The sequence below is a fragment of the Variovorax sp. 3319 genome (assembly GCF_031456585.1).
Lineage (GTDB): Bacteria > Pseudomonadota > Gammaproteobacteria > Burkholderiales > Burkholderiaceae_C > Variovorax > Variovorax paradoxus_P.
Window position 1 is genome coordinate 181,295 of record NZ_JAVDUZ010000003.1, and the last position, 18,127, is coordinate 199,421.

The 18,127-nt window shown below is 62.8% G+C and carries 14 protein-coding genes; 13 read left to right on the forward strand and 1 reads right to left on the reverse strand.

The annotated features are described in order from the left end of the window. Window positions 1–28: 28 nt before the first annotated feature. From J2X67_RS08030 to J2X67_RS08060, 7 genes are read left to right on the forward strand one after another with little or no spacing between them, the layout of a single operon-like run. Entirely contained in the window at window positions 29–4,690 is a 4,662-nt protein-coding gene (locus J2X67_RS08030) for an RHS repeat-associated core domain-containing protein (RefSeq protein ID WP_309952041.1), read from the forward strand. Then, the gene (locus J2X67_RS08035; RefSeq protein WP_309952043.1) at window positions 4,663–5,724 is read left to right on the forward strand and encodes a hypothetical protein; all 1,062 of its coding nucleotides are present in this window, start codon (window positions 4,663–4,665) and stop codon (window positions 5,722–5,724) included. The genes J2X67_RS08030 and J2X67_RS08035 overlap by 28 nt, the downstream gene beginning before the upstream one ends. Further along, complete coding sequence (locus J2X67_RS08040) at window positions 5,721–6,059, forward strand: hypothetical protein (protein ID WP_309952044.1); 339 nt, start codon at window positions 5,721–5,723, stop codon at window positions 6,057–6,059. Before J2X67_RS08035 ends, J2X67_RS08040 begins: the two co-directional genes overlap by 4 nt. Before the next feature lie 26 nt (window positions 6,060–6,085). Then, window positions 6,086–6,472 (forward strand): hypothetical protein, encoded by a 387-nt coding sequence (locus tag J2X67_RS08045; protein WP_258507670.1) that lies wholly within the window; start codon window positions 6,086–6,088, stop codon window positions 6,470–6,472. Beyond that, window positions 6,469–6,963, forward strand: a complete 495-nt coding sequence (locus J2X67_RS08050) for a pentapeptide repeat-containing protein (RefSeq protein WP_309952046.1) — start codon at window positions 6,469–6,471, stop codon at window positions 6,961–6,963. Before J2X67_RS08045 ends, J2X67_RS08050 begins: the two co-directional genes overlap by 4 nt. A 16-nt stretch (window positions 6,964–6,979) precedes the next feature. After that, on the forward strand, window positions 6,980–11,668 hold the full coding sequence (locus J2X67_RS08055; RefSeq protein ID WP_309952048.1) for an RHS repeat-associated core domain-containing protein: 4,689 nt from the start codon (window positions 6,980–6,982) through the stop codon (window positions 11,666–11,668). Then, window positions 11,652–12,173: a hypothetical protein gene (locus J2X67_RS08060; protein WP_309952050.1), complete on the forward strand. Its 522-nt coding sequence runs from the start codon at window positions 11,652–11,654 to the stop codon at window positions 12,171–12,173. Before J2X67_RS08055 ends, J2X67_RS08060 begins: the two co-directional genes overlap by 17 nt. 78 nt (window positions 12,174–12,251) lie before the next feature. Here the strand turns inward: J2X67_RS08060 and J2X67_RS08065 are convergent, their stop codons facing one another. Further along, a complete protein-coding gene (locus J2X67_RS08065) occupies window positions 12,252–12,647 on the reverse strand; it encodes a hypothetical protein (protein ID WP_309952052.1) in 396 nt (131 codons plus the stop codon). 20 nt (window positions 12,648–12,667) lie between these two features. Between J2X67_RS08065 and J2X67_RS08070 the strand changes: the two genes are divergently transcribed. The 6 genes from J2X67_RS08070 to J2X67_RS08095 all read left to right on the forward strand — a co-directional run bounded on the left by J2X67_RS08070 (window position 12,668) and on the right by J2X67_RS08095 (window position 18,120). Further along, window positions 12,668–13,414: an RHS repeat-associated core domain-containing protein gene (locus J2X67_RS08070; RefSeq protein WP_309952054.1), complete on the forward strand. Its 747-nt coding sequence runs from the start codon at window positions 12,668–12,670 to the stop codon at window positions 13,412–13,414. Then, complete coding sequence (locus J2X67_RS08075; RefSeq protein ID WP_309952055.1) at window positions 13,411–13,809, forward strand: hypothetical protein; 399 nt, start codon at window positions 13,411–13,413, stop codon at window positions 13,807–13,809. Before J2X67_RS08070 ends, J2X67_RS08075 begins: the two co-directional genes overlap by 4 nt. 299 nt (window positions 13,810–14,108) lie before the next feature. After that, a complete protein-coding gene (locus J2X67_RS08080; protein WP_281148625.1) occupies window positions 14,109–15,113 on the forward strand; it encodes a sugar ABC transporter substrate-binding protein in 1,005 nt (334 codons plus the stop codon). A 19-nt stretch (window positions 15,114–15,132) separates the two neighbouring features. Next, a complete protein-coding gene (locus tag J2X67_RS08085; protein WP_309952059.1) occupies window positions 15,133–16,092 on the forward strand; it encodes an ABC transporter permease in 960 nt (319 codons plus the stop codon). Next, a complete protein-coding gene (locus J2X67_RS08090; protein ID WP_309952060.1) occupies window positions 16,092–16,898 on the forward strand; it encodes an ATP-binding cassette domain-containing protein in 807 nt (268 codons plus the stop codon). Before J2X67_RS08085 ends, J2X67_RS08090 begins: the two co-directional genes overlap by 1 nt. Then, complete coding sequence (locus tag J2X67_RS08095) at window positions 16,891–18,120, forward strand: ROK family transcriptional regulator (protein ID WP_309952061.1); 1,230 nt, start codon at window positions 16,891–16,893, stop codon at window positions 18,118–18,120. The genes J2X67_RS08090 and J2X67_RS08095 overlap by 8 nt, the downstream gene beginning before the upstream one ends. Window positions 18,121–18,127 lie beyond the last annotated feature (7 nt).

The window sequence follows — 18,127 nt, forward strand, 5'->3', positions numbered from 1 at the left end:
AAGAGAACCCCAGACCGCGGTCGCTCCTTTGAACACCATCGCCCGCGAAGACGTTGCCGCCGCCAGCAAGGCGGTGGACGATTGGCTGCGCTCGTTCAGCGGCGGCTACGTCACGCTGGAGCGGCTCACGATGGTGCTGGGCAGCATTCCGATCGTCGGCAACATCATGGCGCTGGTGGATGTGTTCCTGGACATCATCAACATCGTCGAGAAAAAAGCCAAGGATGGCGTCGAGGCGTTTCTGACGTGGGTGAGCCTGGGCATCAACCTGATCGGGCTGATTCCATTGCCGCCCACCATGGCGGCTGCGCGCATGAGCCTGCGGCCCACGCTGCACCTGGTGAGGCAGCAACTCAAGACGGCGGCGTCCAACCTGGGCGAGACGATCGTCGTGGTGCTGGTCGGACATTTGAACGCCACGATCATGGGCGAGCTCGACAAGTTCATCGATGGCGCTATCTCGCTGCTCGAAGACATGCTGAAGCGCTGCGCGAACCTGGCCGACCAGATCGTGGACAACCTCGTGGACATTCTTCGGCGCGTCGTGGGCCAGAAGGACCTGTTCACGGTGGCCAAGCCTGTAGCTTCCGAAACCAGGGTGCACGACCCGAAAACGCAGAGCACCTGGAGCCGCATGTGGGGCACTGCCGTGCGCTACACCAAGGAGTCGGCCAACTACGTGGCCAAGGCGGCGGCAAGCCAGCTGCCCGCAGGCGTGGCGAGCCGGATCAACGGCGTCATCACGCAGATGCTCGACTTCAAGCGACTGCTGCGCGGGCAGTTGTCGAAGCTGGCCGACCGCGAGGCGCAGGCCAGCATCATGTGGTTGCTGCACAAGCTCAAGGCTGCGCTGCTGCGCAAGCGGGGACAGCGCGCGGCAATCGTGCCGCCGGCAAAAGGTGCGCAGGCAGACAAGGACAAACCCGGCGCCGCGCTCGGCCACATCAGCAAGCAGGCCCCCGCTCGCAACGACCCGGGCTGCCGCAACCGGCCGGCGCGCGCGGCGGTCGGTGGCTCCATCAGCCTTGCGACCGGCAGCGAGAGCTTCGTACATACCGATTTCGTCTTGAGCGCGCCACTATCGATCTCGTGGTCGCGCGTCTATCGCAGCCAGATGGATGCCTATGACCGCGGCATGTTGGGTGCGCGGTGGATTACGCCGTACACGACACGCATCGACATTGCGCCGAACGGCGGGCTGGTCTACCACGGCGTCGACGGACGCAGCCACTCGTACCCGATGCTGGAAGTGGGACAGGTGCATCGCGATGCCGTCGAAGACCTGACGCTGAGCAAGCTCAGCGACACGCTGTTGACGCTGGATTTCGGCAAGCGCGGCGACTGGCAAGAGATATACGAACGCGTAGAAGGCCAACCCCGCTACCGTCTCGTGGCGCAACAGGCCAAAGACGGCATGTCCATCGGCCTGCGCTACGACCACGTGATTGCTTCCACGGGCGAGCAGGTGCTCAGCGACATCATCAGCAAGCAGGGCGATGCGGTCATGGCCCATGTGGGCACCCAGCCCGATGCGAAGACCGGCCTCATCCAGTCGCTGTGGGAGCTGAAGGACGGCCAGGTCGTGCGCCAGCTGGCCGCCTACACGCACGACGCCGAACATGACCTGGTTGCCGCGCAGGACGAGAACGGTGCCAGCTGGAGCTACACCTACAGCCATCACCTGGTCACCCGCTACACCGACCGCACCGGCCGCGGCATGAACCTCGAGTACGACGGCACCGGCGCCGACGCCAAGGCCGTGCGCGAATGGTCCGACGACGGCAGCTTTGCGCTGCAGCTGGAGTGGGACGCCAACATCCGCCTGACCTACGTCACCGATGCATTGGGCGGCGAGACCTGGCACTACTACGACATCGAGGGCTACACCTACCGCGTCATCCACCCCGACAAGCTGGAGGAATGGTTCTTTCGCGACGACGCAAAGAACGTCACGCGCCATGTGCATACCGATGGCACCACCGACGACTACACCTACGACGAAGACGGCAACCTGCAAAGGCATACCCGGGCCGACGGCAGCCAGGTGCACTTCGAGTACGACAACCAGCACCGCCTCACCGGCATTCGCGACGCCGAGGGCGGCGTGTGGAAGCGCGACTACGACGCACAGGGCCACCTGACGGAAGAGATCGACCCGCTGGGCCACAAGACCGAGTACGCCTACGACAAGGCCGGGCGGCCCGTGCGCGTGACCGATGCAAAGGGCGGGACGAAGCTGCTGAGCTATACGCCCCGAGGCCTCCTCGCGAGCTTCACCGATTGTTCGGGCAAGACCCGGCGCTGGGAGTACGACAGCCGCGGCCGGACGATCAAGACCATCGACGCTGCGGGCCAGACCACCCGCTACCGCTACAGCCCGTCGGGTGAAGGCTTCGTGCAACGTGGCGAAGGCAACTCTCCTGGTCAGCTCGAAGAAATTACCGCGCCCGACGCCACGCGGGAGCACTTCGTGCACGATCCTGAAGGCCGGTTGCTCGCGCACATCGACCCGCTCGGACGCAGAAGGCGCTACAGCTACACGCGCTCGGGCCTCGTGTCCGGCCGCATCGATGCCGCAGGCCACTCACTCAGCTACCAGTGGGATCTGCTCGGCCGGCTCACCGAACTGCAGAACGAGAACGGCAGCCGTTACAGCTTCAGCTACGACCCCGTGGGCCGGCTGCTCCAGGAAACCGGCTTCGACCGCAAGACCACCCGCTACCTTCACGACGAAAGCACGGGCCGGCTTGTGGCGGTGGAAGAGGGCGCACGCGTGATGCAGCTGCAATCCGATGCGATGGGGCGCCTGGTCGAACGCACTGCCGGCGAGGACACCGAGCGCTTTGCATTCGACGGCAATGGCCGAATGATCGAAGCCGCCAACCGCAATGCGCGGCTGCAGTGGTTCTACGACCCGGCCGGCAATCTCACGCGTGAGCATCACCACTACATCGCCAACGCGCGCACGGCCATCTGGCAGCACCGCTACGACGAACTCAACCAGCGGGTCGCAACGATTCGCCCCGACGGCCACACCACCCAGTGGCTGACCTACGGCTCCGGGCATGTGCACGGCCTCCTGCTCGACGGCGAAGACATTCTCGGATTCGAGCGCGACGATCTTCACCGCGAAGTCCTGCGCGAGCAGCACAACGGCCTCAGCCAACGGCTGCGCTACGACAATGTCGGCCGGTTGCTGCAGCAGGACATTGCGCAAACACGGCCGGGCGCAATCGAGGCGCTGCAACTGCGCCGTAGCTACAGCTACGACAAGGTTGGCCACCTGATCGCCATCAGCGACAGCCGACACGGCAACTTCAGCTACCGCTACGACCCCGTCGATCGTCTCGTGGAGGCCAGCAGCCGCCTCGGCCGCGAGGTTTTTGCCTTCGACCCGGCCGGCAACATTGCAAGTCCGGCGAGCACCGGGCCCCTGGCCGAGCAGGCCACGGCGCACAAGCTGCTCGACAACCTGCTGAAGGAATATGCCGGCACCCGTTATCGCTACGACGAGCAGGGCAACCTCGTGGAGCGCACGCGCAATGGCCGCAAGACCGCCTTTGCGTGGGACGGCTTCGGCCGCATGACCACCGCCACCAGCGAAGACGGCACCGCAACCACCTTCAGCTACGACCCGATGGGCCGCCGCATATCCAAGCATGCCCACGATGCCGTGACGCTGTTCGGTTGGGACGGCGACACACTGGCTTTCGAAAGCACCCAGACCATCGCGGGTGCGCAAGAGCAGCAAGGCCGGGGCTGGAGCGTGCACTACATCCATGAGCGAAACTCCTTCGTGCCGCTGGTGCAGGTGCGCCAGGCGCAAGCCATCGCCCTGAGCAAGACGCCCGACGTGAAGGCGTTGATGGCTGCCAACGGCGGTGCCTACGACATCGAGCAAGACCCGCTCTGGAACGGCGAAGAGCAACCCGCGCCCGAAGGCTTCATCCGAAGCGAGATCGCCTTCTACCAATGCGACCATCTCGGCACACCGCACGAACTCACCGACAGCGAGGGACGCGTGGCATGGTCCGCGCAGTACAAGGCCTGGGGTGAGGCGCGCGAGGCCATCAGCGAGGCCGGGCGGCGTGCGGGCTTTGCGAATCCCATTCGTTTCCAGGGCCAGTACTTCGACGCGGAAACCGGGCTGCACTACAACCGCCACCGCTACTACGACCCGGCGAGCGGTCGCTATGTCTCGCGCGATCCGCTGGGGCTGGCGGGCGGACGCAACCTGCATGTGTACGTGGGCAATAACCCGGTGCGCGGCATCGATCCGCTGGGGCTGGTGGATATCAATATGTTCCCGCATGACGAGGCGATCCGAGCGTCGGGAGACAACATTCCGAATCCGCCGGGCACCTTCACGGTCGGCGGCCACGGGAACAAGTCGATTATGCAGAACGCGTCGCGCCAGGAAGTGAAGCCTGTCGAGCTTGCCGAGCAGATCCGGTCGCATCCCTCGTACACAAAGGGGCAGCACGTGGTGCTGATGTCGTGCGAAACCGGCAAGGGTGAGGCACCCTTTGCGCAGCAGCTTGCGACGGAGCTCAACGCACCGGTGAGCGCACCCGACAAATTCCTCTGGATCTGGCCTAACGGAAAAACCCAGCCAGCCGGTATGACGGCGGATGGAAAGATGGACACCTCCGACCTCGGTAAATGGCGCACATTCAGGCCACCACCATGAAGCAGGCCCGCAACCCGTCATTGCATGCGGTGCCGGCCGTGCTTGCACTGGCCATTTCTCTTTCGCATCTCACGGAGTGCCTTGGCATGGACAACAGCAACACCCCCGCGGCCCCGATTTCCGGCGCATCGAGCTACTTCCTCACGCCCGAACAACAGGCCGCGCTGGCCCCGAACGCCGAAGCTGGTGATGCCGAGGCCGCGTTCCGCCTTTCGAACTACCACGGCTTCGTGCGCCGCGACCAGGAGCAGCAAATGCGATGGCTGCAACTGGCGGCCAAGAGCGGCCATGCAGTGGCGCAATACAACCTTGCCTCCGACCTGAGCACGCGCGGCAAGAACCTTGCGGAGGCGGCGCACTGGGCCGACGAGGCGCGCAAGAACGGCAATGCGGATGCGCAGCGCCTTCTGGCCGCGATCAGGGCGGCACAGTCCGCAATGCTCACCCCCGAAGAGCAGGCCGCGGCGGCGGCGAAGGCAGAGGCCGGCGATGCAGGGGCGGCCTTCCGGCTTTCGAGGTACTACAACTTCGTGAATCAAGACCGCGTGCAGACGCGGAAATGGCGCAAGCTGGCGGCGGAGGGCGGCCATGCGTCGGCCCAATACGATCTCGCGGTTGCGCTGTATATGGACGGCGAGCAGCTCGCTCAAGCTACGCATTGGGCCGCCGAGGCACGCAAGAACGGCGATATGGATGCGGGGCGGCTCCTGCACGAAATCGAGGCACTCCAGTCAGCCGCGCTTGGCGCGCAAGAACAGGCTGTGCTGGTCGCAAAGGCCGAATCTGGCGATTCCGAGGCCGCATTTCGCCTTTCGAAGTACCACCACTTCGTGCACCAGGACGGCAGGGGCCAGGGACGACGCTGGCTCAGGCGGGCGGCAGAGGGAGGCCATCCGGTGGCGCAATACAACCTCGCCGTCGTTCTGCAGATGGACGGTGCCTTCCTTGCGGAAGCCGCGCGCTGGGCCCGAGAGGCACTCAAGAACGGCGATGCGGATGCGGGCAGGCTCCTGCAGAAAATTCCCGGCCAATGATGAATTGCGCAAAACATGGATGGCAGGGTGCCGAACTCGCGACCGCCGCGGTGAAGGAGCAGGCCGCCACGCCGCTCGCCATTGCCCTGGGCCACGCCTATGAGCGTTTTGCGCAGACAGGGCAAGACCTGAAGAACTTCGACATCCAAATCAGCGAGCGCACGCGTGAAAACGGCGAGGACGAGAACGGTGAAAACACCATCGGAATCGCCTTTGTCGCAAAGCTCGAACCGGGCAAGAAGGGCCTCGGCAATGCAAACCGCCTCGGCCGTTCGGTGCTGTACATCGCCTCTAGAACATCGGGCGAAATCTTGCGCGAAGCGGGGAGCCGCTAAGTGCCTAACGCAACGGAGAACAGCTCATGGAAAACGATGCTTCCGCTTCGGCCTCTTCCCTCTCTCCCATTTCTGGCGCGCAGAGCTATGCGCTCACTGATGAGCAACGCCTTGCACTAGCGGCAAAGGCGGAAGCCGGCAATGCCGACTCCGCCTTTCGGCTCTCGCTGTACTACACCTTCACGTTCTCCGATCCCGATCAATCGATGCACTGGCTTTCGATGGCAGCCAAGGGCGGCCACAGCATTGCGCAGCACAACCTTGCCTACGACCTGTACATGAGCGGCACCGACCTTGCAAAAGCTGCCTATTGGGCGGCGGAGTCGCAGAAGAACGGCAACGCTGAAGCCGGCTGGCTGTTGAGCGAAATCGAAACCGAAAAGGTTGTTTCGGGCTGGAGCCCGCTCACGTGAGCTCGCAGCTGATCATCCTGGCCCACGACATGTGGCGCAAGGGCGCGGGCGGGGCGCCGGCGGGCCTTGTGGGGCAAGCCGACAGCTTTGCCTACGCGGCGCTCGACCTGGGGCTGGCGCAGTTTGCGGGTTCGACTTTCGCGGGCACCAGCTTCACCGCCACCAGCTTCAAGCAAGCGGGCTGGAGTGCCTGCCAGTTCACCGGCTGCAACTTCACCCAATGCGACTTCAGCGGCATAGCGATCAACGGCTGCACCTTCGTCAACTGCAGCTTCACGCGCGCCAACTTCGATGGCGGCAGCATCGGCACCAGCACCTTCACGCAATGCCACTGGGACGACATCAGCTTTGCGGGCGGCCGCTGGAATGACGTGGGCGTGCTGAACTGCGGCGGCACCGTGGTGCATGCGCAAGGCCTGCAGGGCCGCAGCGTGGACTTCACGGGCAGCACGTTCGAGCAATTGGAGTTCCAGGGCGCGAACATCAACTGAGAGGAAGAATAAAAAGATGGCAGGGACGGAAGGAACCAAGGCGCCAACGCAGCGCGAACCCCAGACGGCCGTTGCGCCGCTGAACACCATCACCCGCGAAGACGTTGCCGCCGCCAGCAAGGCGGTGGACGATTGGCTGCGCTCGTTCAGCGGCGGCTACGTCACGCTGGAGCGGCTCACGATGGTGCTGGGCAGCATTCCGATCGTCGGCAACATCATGGCGCTGGTGGATGTGTTCCTGGACATCATCAACATCGTCGAGAAGAAAGCCAAGGACGGGGTCGAAGCGTTTCTGACGTGGGTGAGCCTAGGCATCAACCTCATTGGCTTGATTCCGCTACCGCCCACCATGGCGGCTGCACGCATGAGCCTGCGGCCCACGCTGCACCTGGTGAAGCAGCAGCTGAAGAGCGCTGCGTCGAACCTGGGCGCTGCCATCGTCACCACGCTGGTGGGGCACCTCAACGCCACGATCGTGGGCGAGCTCGACAAGTTCATCGACGGCGCCATAGACAAGCTCGACGGCATCCTGAAGAGCTGCGCGGACCTGGCCGACAAGATCATCGACAACCTCGTGGACATTCTTCGGCGTGTGCTGGGCCAGAAAGACCTGTTCACCGTCGCCAGGCCCGGCGCGGCGGAAACCAGGGTGCACGACCCGAAAACGCAGAGCACCTGGAGCCGCATGTGGGGCACTGCGGTGCGCTACACCAAGGAGTCGGCCAACTACGTGGCCAAGGCGGCGGCAAGCCAGCTGCCGGCAGGCGTGGCCAGCCGGGTGAACGGCGTCATCACGCAGATGCTCGACTTCAAGCGGCTGCTGCGCGGGCAGTTGTCCAAGCTCGCCGACCGCGAGGCGCAGGCCAGCATCATGTGGCTGCTGCACAAGCTGCGTGATGCATTGCTGCGCAAGAAGGGCAAGCGTTCGGCCATCGTGTCGCCGCAGAACGGGACCAAGGCCGAGAGGGCCAAGCCGGGTACGGCGCTGGGGCACATCAGCAAGCAGGCGGGTGCACGAGGACCGAGTGCGGGTTGTAAAAACTGCCCCGCGAAGGCGCGCGTAGGTGCTTCGATCAGCCTCGCGATCGGCAATGAGAGCTTTACGCACGCCGACTTCGTGCTTGGCGCACCGCTGCCCATCGAATGGGCGCGCACCTACGCCAGCGACCTCGATGCCTTCGACCGAGGCAGCCTGGGTGCACGATGGATCACGCCGTACAGCATGCGCGTGGACATCGCGACGCCCGCGCGCGGCGTCCGCAAGGGGCGCGCGAGCCTGGTCTATCACGCGGCCGATGGGCGCAGCCACTCGTATCCGGTGCTGGCGGTTGGCCAGTCTTATCGCGATGCCATCGAAGAAATAACCGTCTCGCGCCTCAGCGAAACCTTGCTGGCACTCGACTTCGGCAAGCCGCTGCCGGCGGGAGCCCAAGGCGATTGGCGCGAACTCTACGAACTGGTCGACAGCAAGCAGCCGTACTTTCGCCTGGTGGCGCAACAGGCAAAAGACGGCATGTCCATCGGTCTGCGCTACGACCACGTGATTGCTTCCACCGGCGAGCAGGTGCTCAGCGACATCATCAGCAAGCAGGGCGATGCGGTCATGGCCCATGTGGGCACCCAGCCCGATGCGAAGACCGGCCTCATCCAGTCGCTGTGGGAGCTGAAGGACGGCCAGGTCGTGCGCCAGCTGGCCGCCTACACGCACGATGCCGAGCGCGACCTGGTTGCCGCGCAGGACGAGAACGGTGCCAGCTGGAGCTACACCTACAGCCATCACCTGGTCACCCGCTACACCGACCGCACCGGCCGCGGCATGAACCTCGAGTACGACGGCACCGGCGCCGACGCCAAGGCCGTGCGCGAATGGTCCGACGACGGCAGCTTTGCGCTGCAGCTGGAGTGGGACGCCAACATCCGCCTGACCTACGTCACCGATGCATTGGGCGGAGAGACCTGGAACTACTACGACATCGAGGGCTACACCTACCGCGTCATCCACCCCGACAAGCTGGAGGAATGGTTCTTTCGCGACGACGCAAAGAACGTCACGCGCCATGTGCATACCGATGGCACCACCGACGACTACATCTACGACGAAGACGGCAACCTGCAAAGGCACACCCGGGCCGACGGCAGCCAGGTGCACTTCGAGTACGACAACCAGCACCGCCTCACCGGTATCCGCGACGCTGAGGGAGGCGTGTGGAAGCGCGACTACGACGCACAGGGCCACCTGACGGAAGAGATCGACCCGCTGGGCCACAAGACCGAGTACGCCTACGACAAGGCCGGGCGCCCTGTGCGCATTACCGATGCAAAGGGCGGCGTGAAGGCGCTCGTTTATTCCCCGTCGGGGCAACTGCTCAGCTACACCGATTGCTCCGCCAAGACCAGCCAGTGGGAGTACGACCAACGCGGCCGCGTGACCAAGGCCGTGGATGCAGCAGGCAACACCACCAGCTATCGCTACGCCGCAGGCCAGCTCGAAGAAATTGTGCTGCCCGACGAAACCAGCGAGCACTTCACGCACGATGCCGAAGGGCGCCTGCTCGCGCACGCCGACGCGCTCGGCCGCCGCACCCGCTACAGCTACACGCGTGCAGGCCTCATCGCAAGCCGTACCGACGCTGCAGGCCGCTCGCTCAAATACCACTGGGACTTGCTGGGCCGGCTGACCGAGCTGCAGAACGAAAACGGCAGCCACTACAACTTTCGCTATGACCCGGTGGGCCGCCTGCTGGAAGAAACCGGCTTCGACCGCAAGACCACGCACTACCGCCACGAGGCAACCACCGGTACGCTCGCCGAAGTGGTCGAGGCCGGCCACGCGACCCAACTGCAGTTCGATGCGCTCGGCCGCCTTGTGGAGCGGAATGCGGGCGAAGGCCAGCTTGAGCACTTCGCGTACGACCTCAATGGCCGCCTGGTGGAGGCCGCCAACCGCGATGCGCGCCTGCAGTGGTTCTATGACCCGGCCGGCAACCTGACGCGCGAGCATCACCACTATCTTGCAAATGCGCGCACGGCGGTGTGGCAACACCGCTACGACGAGCTCAACGAGCGCATTGCCACCACTCGCCCTGACGGCCACGTGACCCAATGGCTCACCTATGGTTCTGGCCACGTGCACGGACTTCTTGTCGATGGGCAAGACATTCTCGGCTTCGAACGCGATGATCTGCACCGCGAGGTGGCCAGGGAGCAAGGCAACGGCTTGAGCCAGCGCCAGAAGTACGACCCCGCCGGCCGGCTGCTGGAGCAGCGCATTTCACAAACCGGCCGCGGCCCCGCCGATGCGCTGGAACTCAGCCGCCGCTACACCTACGACAAGGCCGGCCAGCTCGCCTCGATCGGCGACAGCCGCCGTGGTCGGCTGGACTACCGCTACGACCCCGTCGGCCGCCTGCTCGAAGCCAACAGCCGGCTCGGCCGCGAGGTGTTCGCCTTCGATCCCGCGGGCAACATCGTCGACCCTGCCCAGGCTGAAGGTCCGGTACAGCGCACGGCCAACAAGCTGCTCGACAACCTCCTGAAGGAATACGCAGGCACCAGCTACCGCTATGACGCGCGCGGCAATCTCATCGAGCGGGTGAAGAACGGGCGCAAGACCGTCTTTGCCTGGGACGGCTTCAACCGCATGGCAGCGGCTACCGACCACGACGGCATTACCACCACCTTCAGCTACGACCCCTTGGGGCGCCGCATCGCCAAGCGATCAGGCGACGCGACCACCTCGTTCGGTTGGGACGGCGACGTGCTCGCGTTCGAAAGCACCCAAAGCACCGCTGCGCTGAATGAACAGCAAGGGCAGGGCTGGAGCGTGCACTACATCCACGAGCGCGATTCCTTCGTGCCGCTGATGCAGATCAGGCAGCCGCGCGCCATGGCGCTGAGCGAAACGCCGGACGTGAAGGCGCTGATGGAGGCGAACGGCGGCGCGTACGACATCGAGCAGGATCCCCTGTGGAATGGCGAACAGCGCAGCGTGCCGAGCGCGTTCGACAGGAAGGAGATGGCGTTTTATCAATGCGACCACCTGGGCACTCCGCAGGAACTGACCGACCATGAAGGAAGCATTGCGTGGTCGGCGCAGCACAAGGCCTGGGGCGAGGCGCGCGAGACGATCAGCGAGGCGGGGAGAAGGGCGGGGTTCAGGAATCCGATCCGGTTCCAGGGGCAGTATTTCGATGAGGAAACGGGGCTGCATTACAACCGGTATCGGTACTTTGACCCTCATTCAGGCAGATTCCTCTCGACGGACCCCATCCGATTAAAGGGAGGCGTCAATCTTCAACTTTTTGCCCCAAATCCAATAGAGTGGGTGGACCCGCTTGGGTTGGTGAGGCAGTCCAAAGCCAATAGATATCACGGTCCAAAACCCAAATATGACGACCCAGGTCATCACGATTCAAGGTCGCCTAATTTCAGAGGCGGAGGCTCCGGGAAAACATCCTTGATTCCATGCAATGCATCCGAATTGTTCAGGGGAGCCATACCGGACAGAGAGGGTAAGCATTGGTACGCGCTGGATGAACAAGGTGTGGTCCATCGGTTTGGAAACAGCAATGATGGGAAGGCTCATTGGAATGGTGATAGCTCGCAAGGTCGAGGAATCGTCATGCCTCCAGAGGTTCAAAAACGAATCGATTCAATGCAAAAGGACGGGGTTCATAGCCTAAGGAGGTGTGAAATTGGAAAATAGAGTTCAACCATTTAGAATAGAGATTAAAAAAACTATCCTGTCGGATGGTCGAAGGTTTGCTCAGTGCTGTTTTTTTGTATCTGATGCAATTATTGGGGATTTCGATCAATACATGGCGCTCGGTAGCTTGGAGTTGGCGATTGGGGATTTGATTGGGCGCATGAAAAAACTCCCGGAATGCGATTTCGGATTCGCGGGAGGCATCGAAGCTGTGTTTGAAGGATTGAGTAAGGCCTTTTTGCATGGGGATTTCTGGTTTTTCCAAGCGATCGAGGAATGTGCGCAATTAAGCGATGCTGACTTCAATAGATTTTCCGCAATTCCTTTGGCTGTTGAGGCTTTTGATGGAGAAGAGGCTTACCTGATAAAGTTTGATGGGCGATGGCGATTTGTTTGGAGGCAGTGGGACACAAAGATGATAAATTCCGCTCTATTGGATCGGCAATTTTTTGTTGACGAATTGAATTCGTCATTGAATAAGATTGGTAATCTGTCAGATTCATGATGGCGCAAATATTTCCCCGCTACATTCATAAGATGCATTGCTACCTATTCGCATGAGCGATGACGAGCTTGATGGGTTTCACATCAACGAAGAGCCTTGTCGCGCCAAGCTGTTCCATGCAATGAAGGTGGACTTCGATACTTCGGTCCGGTGAGCAAGCAAAGAGTTCTGAAAGCCTTGGAGTACATCTGGTCGTCTGGTCAGGTCGAGAAGCTCTGGGGTTGAGTAGTGCCGCAAGCAGTGGACCTCGACGAAGTTGAAGACAAGCCTGCCTACTTGTGCGCCCTGTACAAAAAGCTTTCTAGCCACGAGCCACCGCATAGAGACTTCGGCGCGGATGTGGAGGTGGTAAAGAGTGCAGGACCGCAAGGCGTTGACGTGCGCGAATAGTTCTTCAGTTTCTGCCCCAGAAAAAAGCCGCCTGTCATTCAACGTGAAGGCGCTGATGGAGGCGAACGGCGGCGCGTACGACATCGAGCAGGATCCCCTGTGGAATGGCGAACAGCGCAGCCGTGCCGAGCGCCTTCGACAGGAAGGAGATGGCGTTTTATCAATGCGACCACCTGGGCACTCCGCAGGAACTGACCGACCATGAAGGAAGCACTGCGTGGTCGGCGCAGCACAAGGCCTGGGGCGAGGCGCGCGAGACGATCAGCGAGGCGGGGAGAAGGGCGGGGTTCAGGAATCCGATCCGGTTCCAGGGGCAGTATTTTGATGAGGAAACGGGGCTGCATTACAACCGGTATCGGTACTACGATCCGGTGGCGGGTCGGTTCATCAGCGAAGATCCGATGGGCCTTAAGGGAGGCCTCAACTTACACAGCTACGTTTCTAATCCAACAGTTTGGATTGACCCGCTCGGACTGGCTTCGACGGGACATAAAACTTCCGGTGCGGGACGCAAACCGAAGACGGGTAAACCGAATATTGATAACCGCGGAACGAAAGATTGTCCCTGTCGAAAATGGGGCATCAATCGATTCGACCGAATTTGTGAAGGACATGTCCCGGGTGTAGGTGTTGCTAAATTCTATAGAGATCCGAAGGATGGAAGCTGGTATTCGGTTGATCAAACCGGACATGGTGGAAGTGCCTTCAAACACTTCGACCAAAAAGGTGATACGACGCTGGTTCACGCATTTGATCTCGACGAGTACGGTGATCGCATGGGTAAACACAAAGGTGAAGCAGGAAAAACAGTGGACCTCAAAGGTCTCAAATGCAGGAATGCGAAGTCATGATTGAATCCGCAGAGCGTTTTAGGGCTTTATGTTCCAGTCAAGATCAGATGGATGTAGACAGATCTCTATCTGATCCGGCTTCTCTTGATGTCTGGGTAGAAATTATTAATACCGATGCTGCGAGACATCTGGATGTGGCGCAAAACCGTACCATTCCTGACGAAATCAAAAGACTGCTTGTCGAAAAGGGAAATCCCACTGTGCGCTCAATGATTGCCGAGAAGCGAAAATTGCCGCCCGATCTGTTTTTTGTTCTATCTAGGGATTCGGACTCTCTTGTTCGGCGGAAAATTGCAGCTAACGCAAAGACCCCGCCGGAGATACTTCGGCATCTGCTTAAGGATGTTGACGAGAATGTTGCACGTGTTGCGCGATATAGCGTTGAGAACAGATAGCAAGTATGGGATCAGCAGATGTCCCGAACACACCTCATGTGCATTTGAATCAAATAGAAGCAGCCTTGGTTCCGATGTTCGATCGTCACCCCCCACACTTCGCGCCGTGGGGGTTCACGCTACCCGCAGCCTGTTACCACTCCTCACCGTTACCCCGGGTTTCCGATAACTAAATCCACTTGATTTAGTCGCTTCGCTGTTCGATAGTCTCCCTGCGCCCGGACGCTCACGCCTTCTACGGCCAGCATCCGGATCCCAAGACCGCAGGCGCATCGCCGCCTGATCACGGAGACACACACATGCTCAGTTCCCGCTCCATCCTGGCCCTGGCGGCCATGTCCCTGGCTGCTTCGTCCGCCGCCTTTGCCGCCGACCAGCCGGTCATCGGCCTGGTCACCAAGACAGAAACCAACCCCTTCTTCGTCAAGATGAAAGAGGGCGCGCAGGAAGAGGCCAAGAAGCTCGGCGCCAAGCTGCTTTCAGGGGCGGGCAAGGCCGACGGCGACAACGCGGGGCAGATCACGGCCATGGAAAACATGATTGCCGCGGGCGCCAAGACCATCCTCATCACGCCGAGCGACGCCAAGGCCATCGTGCCGGCGATCAAGAAGGCGCGCGACAAGGGCGTGATGGTGATTGCGCTCGACAGCCCGGCCGATCCGCCGGACGCCACCGACGCGCTCTTTGCCACCAACAACTACACGGCCGGCGTGCTGATCGGCGAATACGCCAAGGCCGCCATGGCGGGCAAGCCGGCGAAGATCGTCGCGCTCGACCTGCTGCCGGGCCACCCGGTGGGCGCGCAGCGGCACAACGGTTTCATGAAGGGCTTCGGCCTGCAGGCGAACGACGCCAAGTCGAACGAGCTCTCGAAGGCGCCTGAAATCGTGTGCATGGCCGACAGCTTCGGCGATCAGGCGAAGGCACAGACGGCGATGGAAAACTGCCTGCAGCGTGCGCCCGACGTGAACCTGGTCTACACCATCAACGAGCCCGCCGCGGCCGGTGCCTACAACGCGCTGAAGCGCGCGGGCAAAGAGAAGGGCGTGATGATCGTCTCGGTGGACGGCGGCTGCCAGGGCATCAAGGACACCAACGCCGGTGTCATCGCGGCCACCTCGCAGCAGTACCCGCTCAAGATGGCGGCCATGGGCGTGGCGGCGGGCGTGGAGTTTGCCAAGACGGGCAAGAAGGCCTCGGGCTACGTAGACACGGGCGTGACCCTCATTGCCGGCAAGAGCGTGCCGGGCGTCGACAGCAAGGACACCAAGACCGGCGCCGAGCTGTGCTGGGGCAAGAAGTAACCAAGGCCCGGAGCACCTGATGGCGAAATCTCCGACGCACCACATTCCGTGGGGCGCCCTGGGGCCGTGGCTGGCCCTGCTTGGCGCATGCATCTTCTTTGCGACGCAGTCCGACCGCTTCCTGACGGGCGGAAATCTCTCGCTGATCATGCAGCAGGTGATGGTGGTCGGCGTGATCGCCATCGGCCAGACGCTGATCATTCTCACGGCGGGTATCGACCTGTCGTGCGGCATGGTGATGGCGCTGGGCAGCATCATCATGAGCAAGTTCGCCACCGAGCTCGGCTTGCCGGTGCCGGTGGCCATCTTGTGCGGCATTGGCGTGACCACGCTGTTCGGCCTGCTGAACGGCCTGCTGGTCACTCGCATCAAGCTGCCGCCTTTCATCGTGACGCTGGGCACGCTGAACATCGCGTTTGCCATCACGCAGCTGTATTCGTCGTCGCAAACCATCACCGATTTGCCCTCCGGCCTCACCGGGCTGGGCACCACCTTCACCATCGGCAGTGCCGAGGTGGCGTGGGGCGCGGTGCTGATGCTGGTGCTGTATGCGCTTGCTTGGTTTGTGCTGCGCGAAACGGCCGCAGGCCGGCACATCTATGCGGTGGGCAACAACGCCGAGGCCACGCGCCTGGTGGGCATTCCCACGCAACGCGTGCTGCTGGGCGTGTATGTGGCCGCGGGCGTGCTCTATGGCGTTGCCTCGCTGCTGTCGGTGGCGCGCACCGGCGTGGGCGACCCGAATGCGGGGCAAACCGAAAACCTCGACGCCATCACGGCCGTGGTGCTCGGCGGCACCAGCCTGTTCGGCGGGCGCGGCATTGTGCTGGGTTCGCTCATCGGCGTGCTGATCGTGGGCGTGTTTCGCAACGGGCTCACGCTCATGGGTGTGTCGTCGATCTACCAGGTGCTGGTAACGGGCGTGCTGGTAATTCTTGCGGTGGCGGCCGATCAACTCTCGCGCCGGGGAGCACGCTGATGAACGCCGTTGCCAACCTCAAATCCCCCAAGATCGTGATGCAGGCCAAGGGCCTGGTAAAGCGCTACGGCCAGGTAACGGCGCTCGACGGTGTCGACTTCGAGCTGCGCGAAGGAGAAATTCTCGCGGTGATCGGCGACAACGGCGCCGGCAAGTCGTCGCTCATCAAGGCGCTTTCGGGTGCGGTGGTGCCCGACGAAGGCGAGATCCTGCTCGACGGCGCGCCGGTGCATTTTCGGAACCCGCTCGATGCGCGCCGAGCGGGCATCGAAACGGTCTACCAAGACCTGGCCGTGGCCCCCGCCATGACCATCTACGAGAACCTCTTTCTCGGCCGCGAGCTGCGGCGCCCGGGCTTCATGGGCAACGTGCTGCGCATGCTCGACAAAAAGAAGATGCTGCAGGAAAGCGCCGCGCGCATGGCAGACCTGAAGGTCGGCATCCAGTCGATGACGCAGGCGGTCGAAACGCTTTCCGGCGGGCAGCGGCAATGCGTGGCCGTTGCGCGCAGCGCGGCCTTTGCGCGGCATGTGGTCATCATGGACGAGCCGACCGCAGCGCTCGGCGTGAAAGAGGGCAACATGGTGCTCGAGCTGATTCGCCGCGTGCGCGATCGCGGGCTGCCGGTGGTGCTCATCAGCCACAACATGCCGCACGTGTTCGAAGTGGCCGACCGCATTCACGTGGCGCGGCTCGGCAAGCGCGCGGCGGTGCTCAATCCGAAGAACATCAGCATGAGCGACACGGTGGCCGTGATGACCGGCGCCATGACAGCAGACCAACTGCCGGCGGAGGCGCATGCCTGATGCACAAGCTTCCGCTGGTTTGCGCCCGCCCGACCTGTTGCGACCGCGCGGCTCCAACCAGGTGGGAATGCGCCAGTTCAATGAACGCGTGGTGCTGCAGGCCCTGCGCGTTCACACCAGCCTGCCAAAGGCCGATCTTGCGCGGCTCACGGGGCTGAGCGCGCAGACCATCGGGCTTATTACCGCACGGCTCGAGGAAGACCAGCTCATCGTCAAGCAGGGCCGCGTGCGCGGCCGCATCGGGCAGCCTTCGGTGCCGCTGGCGCTGAACCCCGACGGTGCCTTTGCCATAGGCATCAAGGTGGGGCGGCGCGGCGCCGAATGGTTGCTGATCGACTTTGCAGCGCAGGTGCGCGAGCGCCACGCCATGAGCTACGACTTTCCGGATGCGCAGGCATTGCTGCCCGCCATTGCCGAGCATATTCATCGCCTGCGCGACGGGCTCGGGCCGCTGGCCGCGCGCAACGTGGGCGTGGGCCTGGCCGCACCATTCCTGCTTGGCGGCTGGCACCGCACGCTGGGCTTGTCGAAGGCGCAGTCGGACGAGTGGAACCAGATGGACTTGCTGGCCGAGGTGAGGGCGCGCACCGACGTGCCTGTGAGCTTTGCGCGCGACACGGTGGCCGCCTGCGTGGCGGAGCTGGTCGGTGGGCGCGGGCACGACCTGAAGAGCTTTCTGTACATCTTCGTCGACACCTTCGTGGGCGGCGGGCTGGTCATCGATTCGCACCTGCACACGGGTGCGCACGGCAACGCGGGCGCACTGGCTTCGTTGCCAATGCAGTCGGTGCGGGCCGGCGGGGCACTGCCGCCGCAGGTGATGGCCGAGGCTTCGCTGTGGGAGCTGGAGCAGCGGCTGCAGGCCCAAGGGCTCGACACCACCGCGGCCTACGACGACCGCGCGCTGCAGGCGCCGTATGCTCCTGTGACGCAAGCCTGGCTCGGCTCGGCATCGCTGGCCCTGGCGCATGCGATCGTCAGCAGCACGGCTGTGCTCGACCTGGCCGACGTGGTGATGGATGGTTCGATGTCGCGCTCGCTATTGCAGGCGCTGCTCGAGCAAACGCGCGCGGCGCTGGCGCAGTGCAATTGGGAAGGGCTCTGGCCGCCTCAATTGCACGGTGGAAGGCTGGGCGCGCAGGCTTGCGCGCTAGGCGGGGCCATGTTGCCGCTGCATGCCAATTTCGCGCCCGACCACGATGTGTTCCTGAAGGCGGCCTGAGCGGACT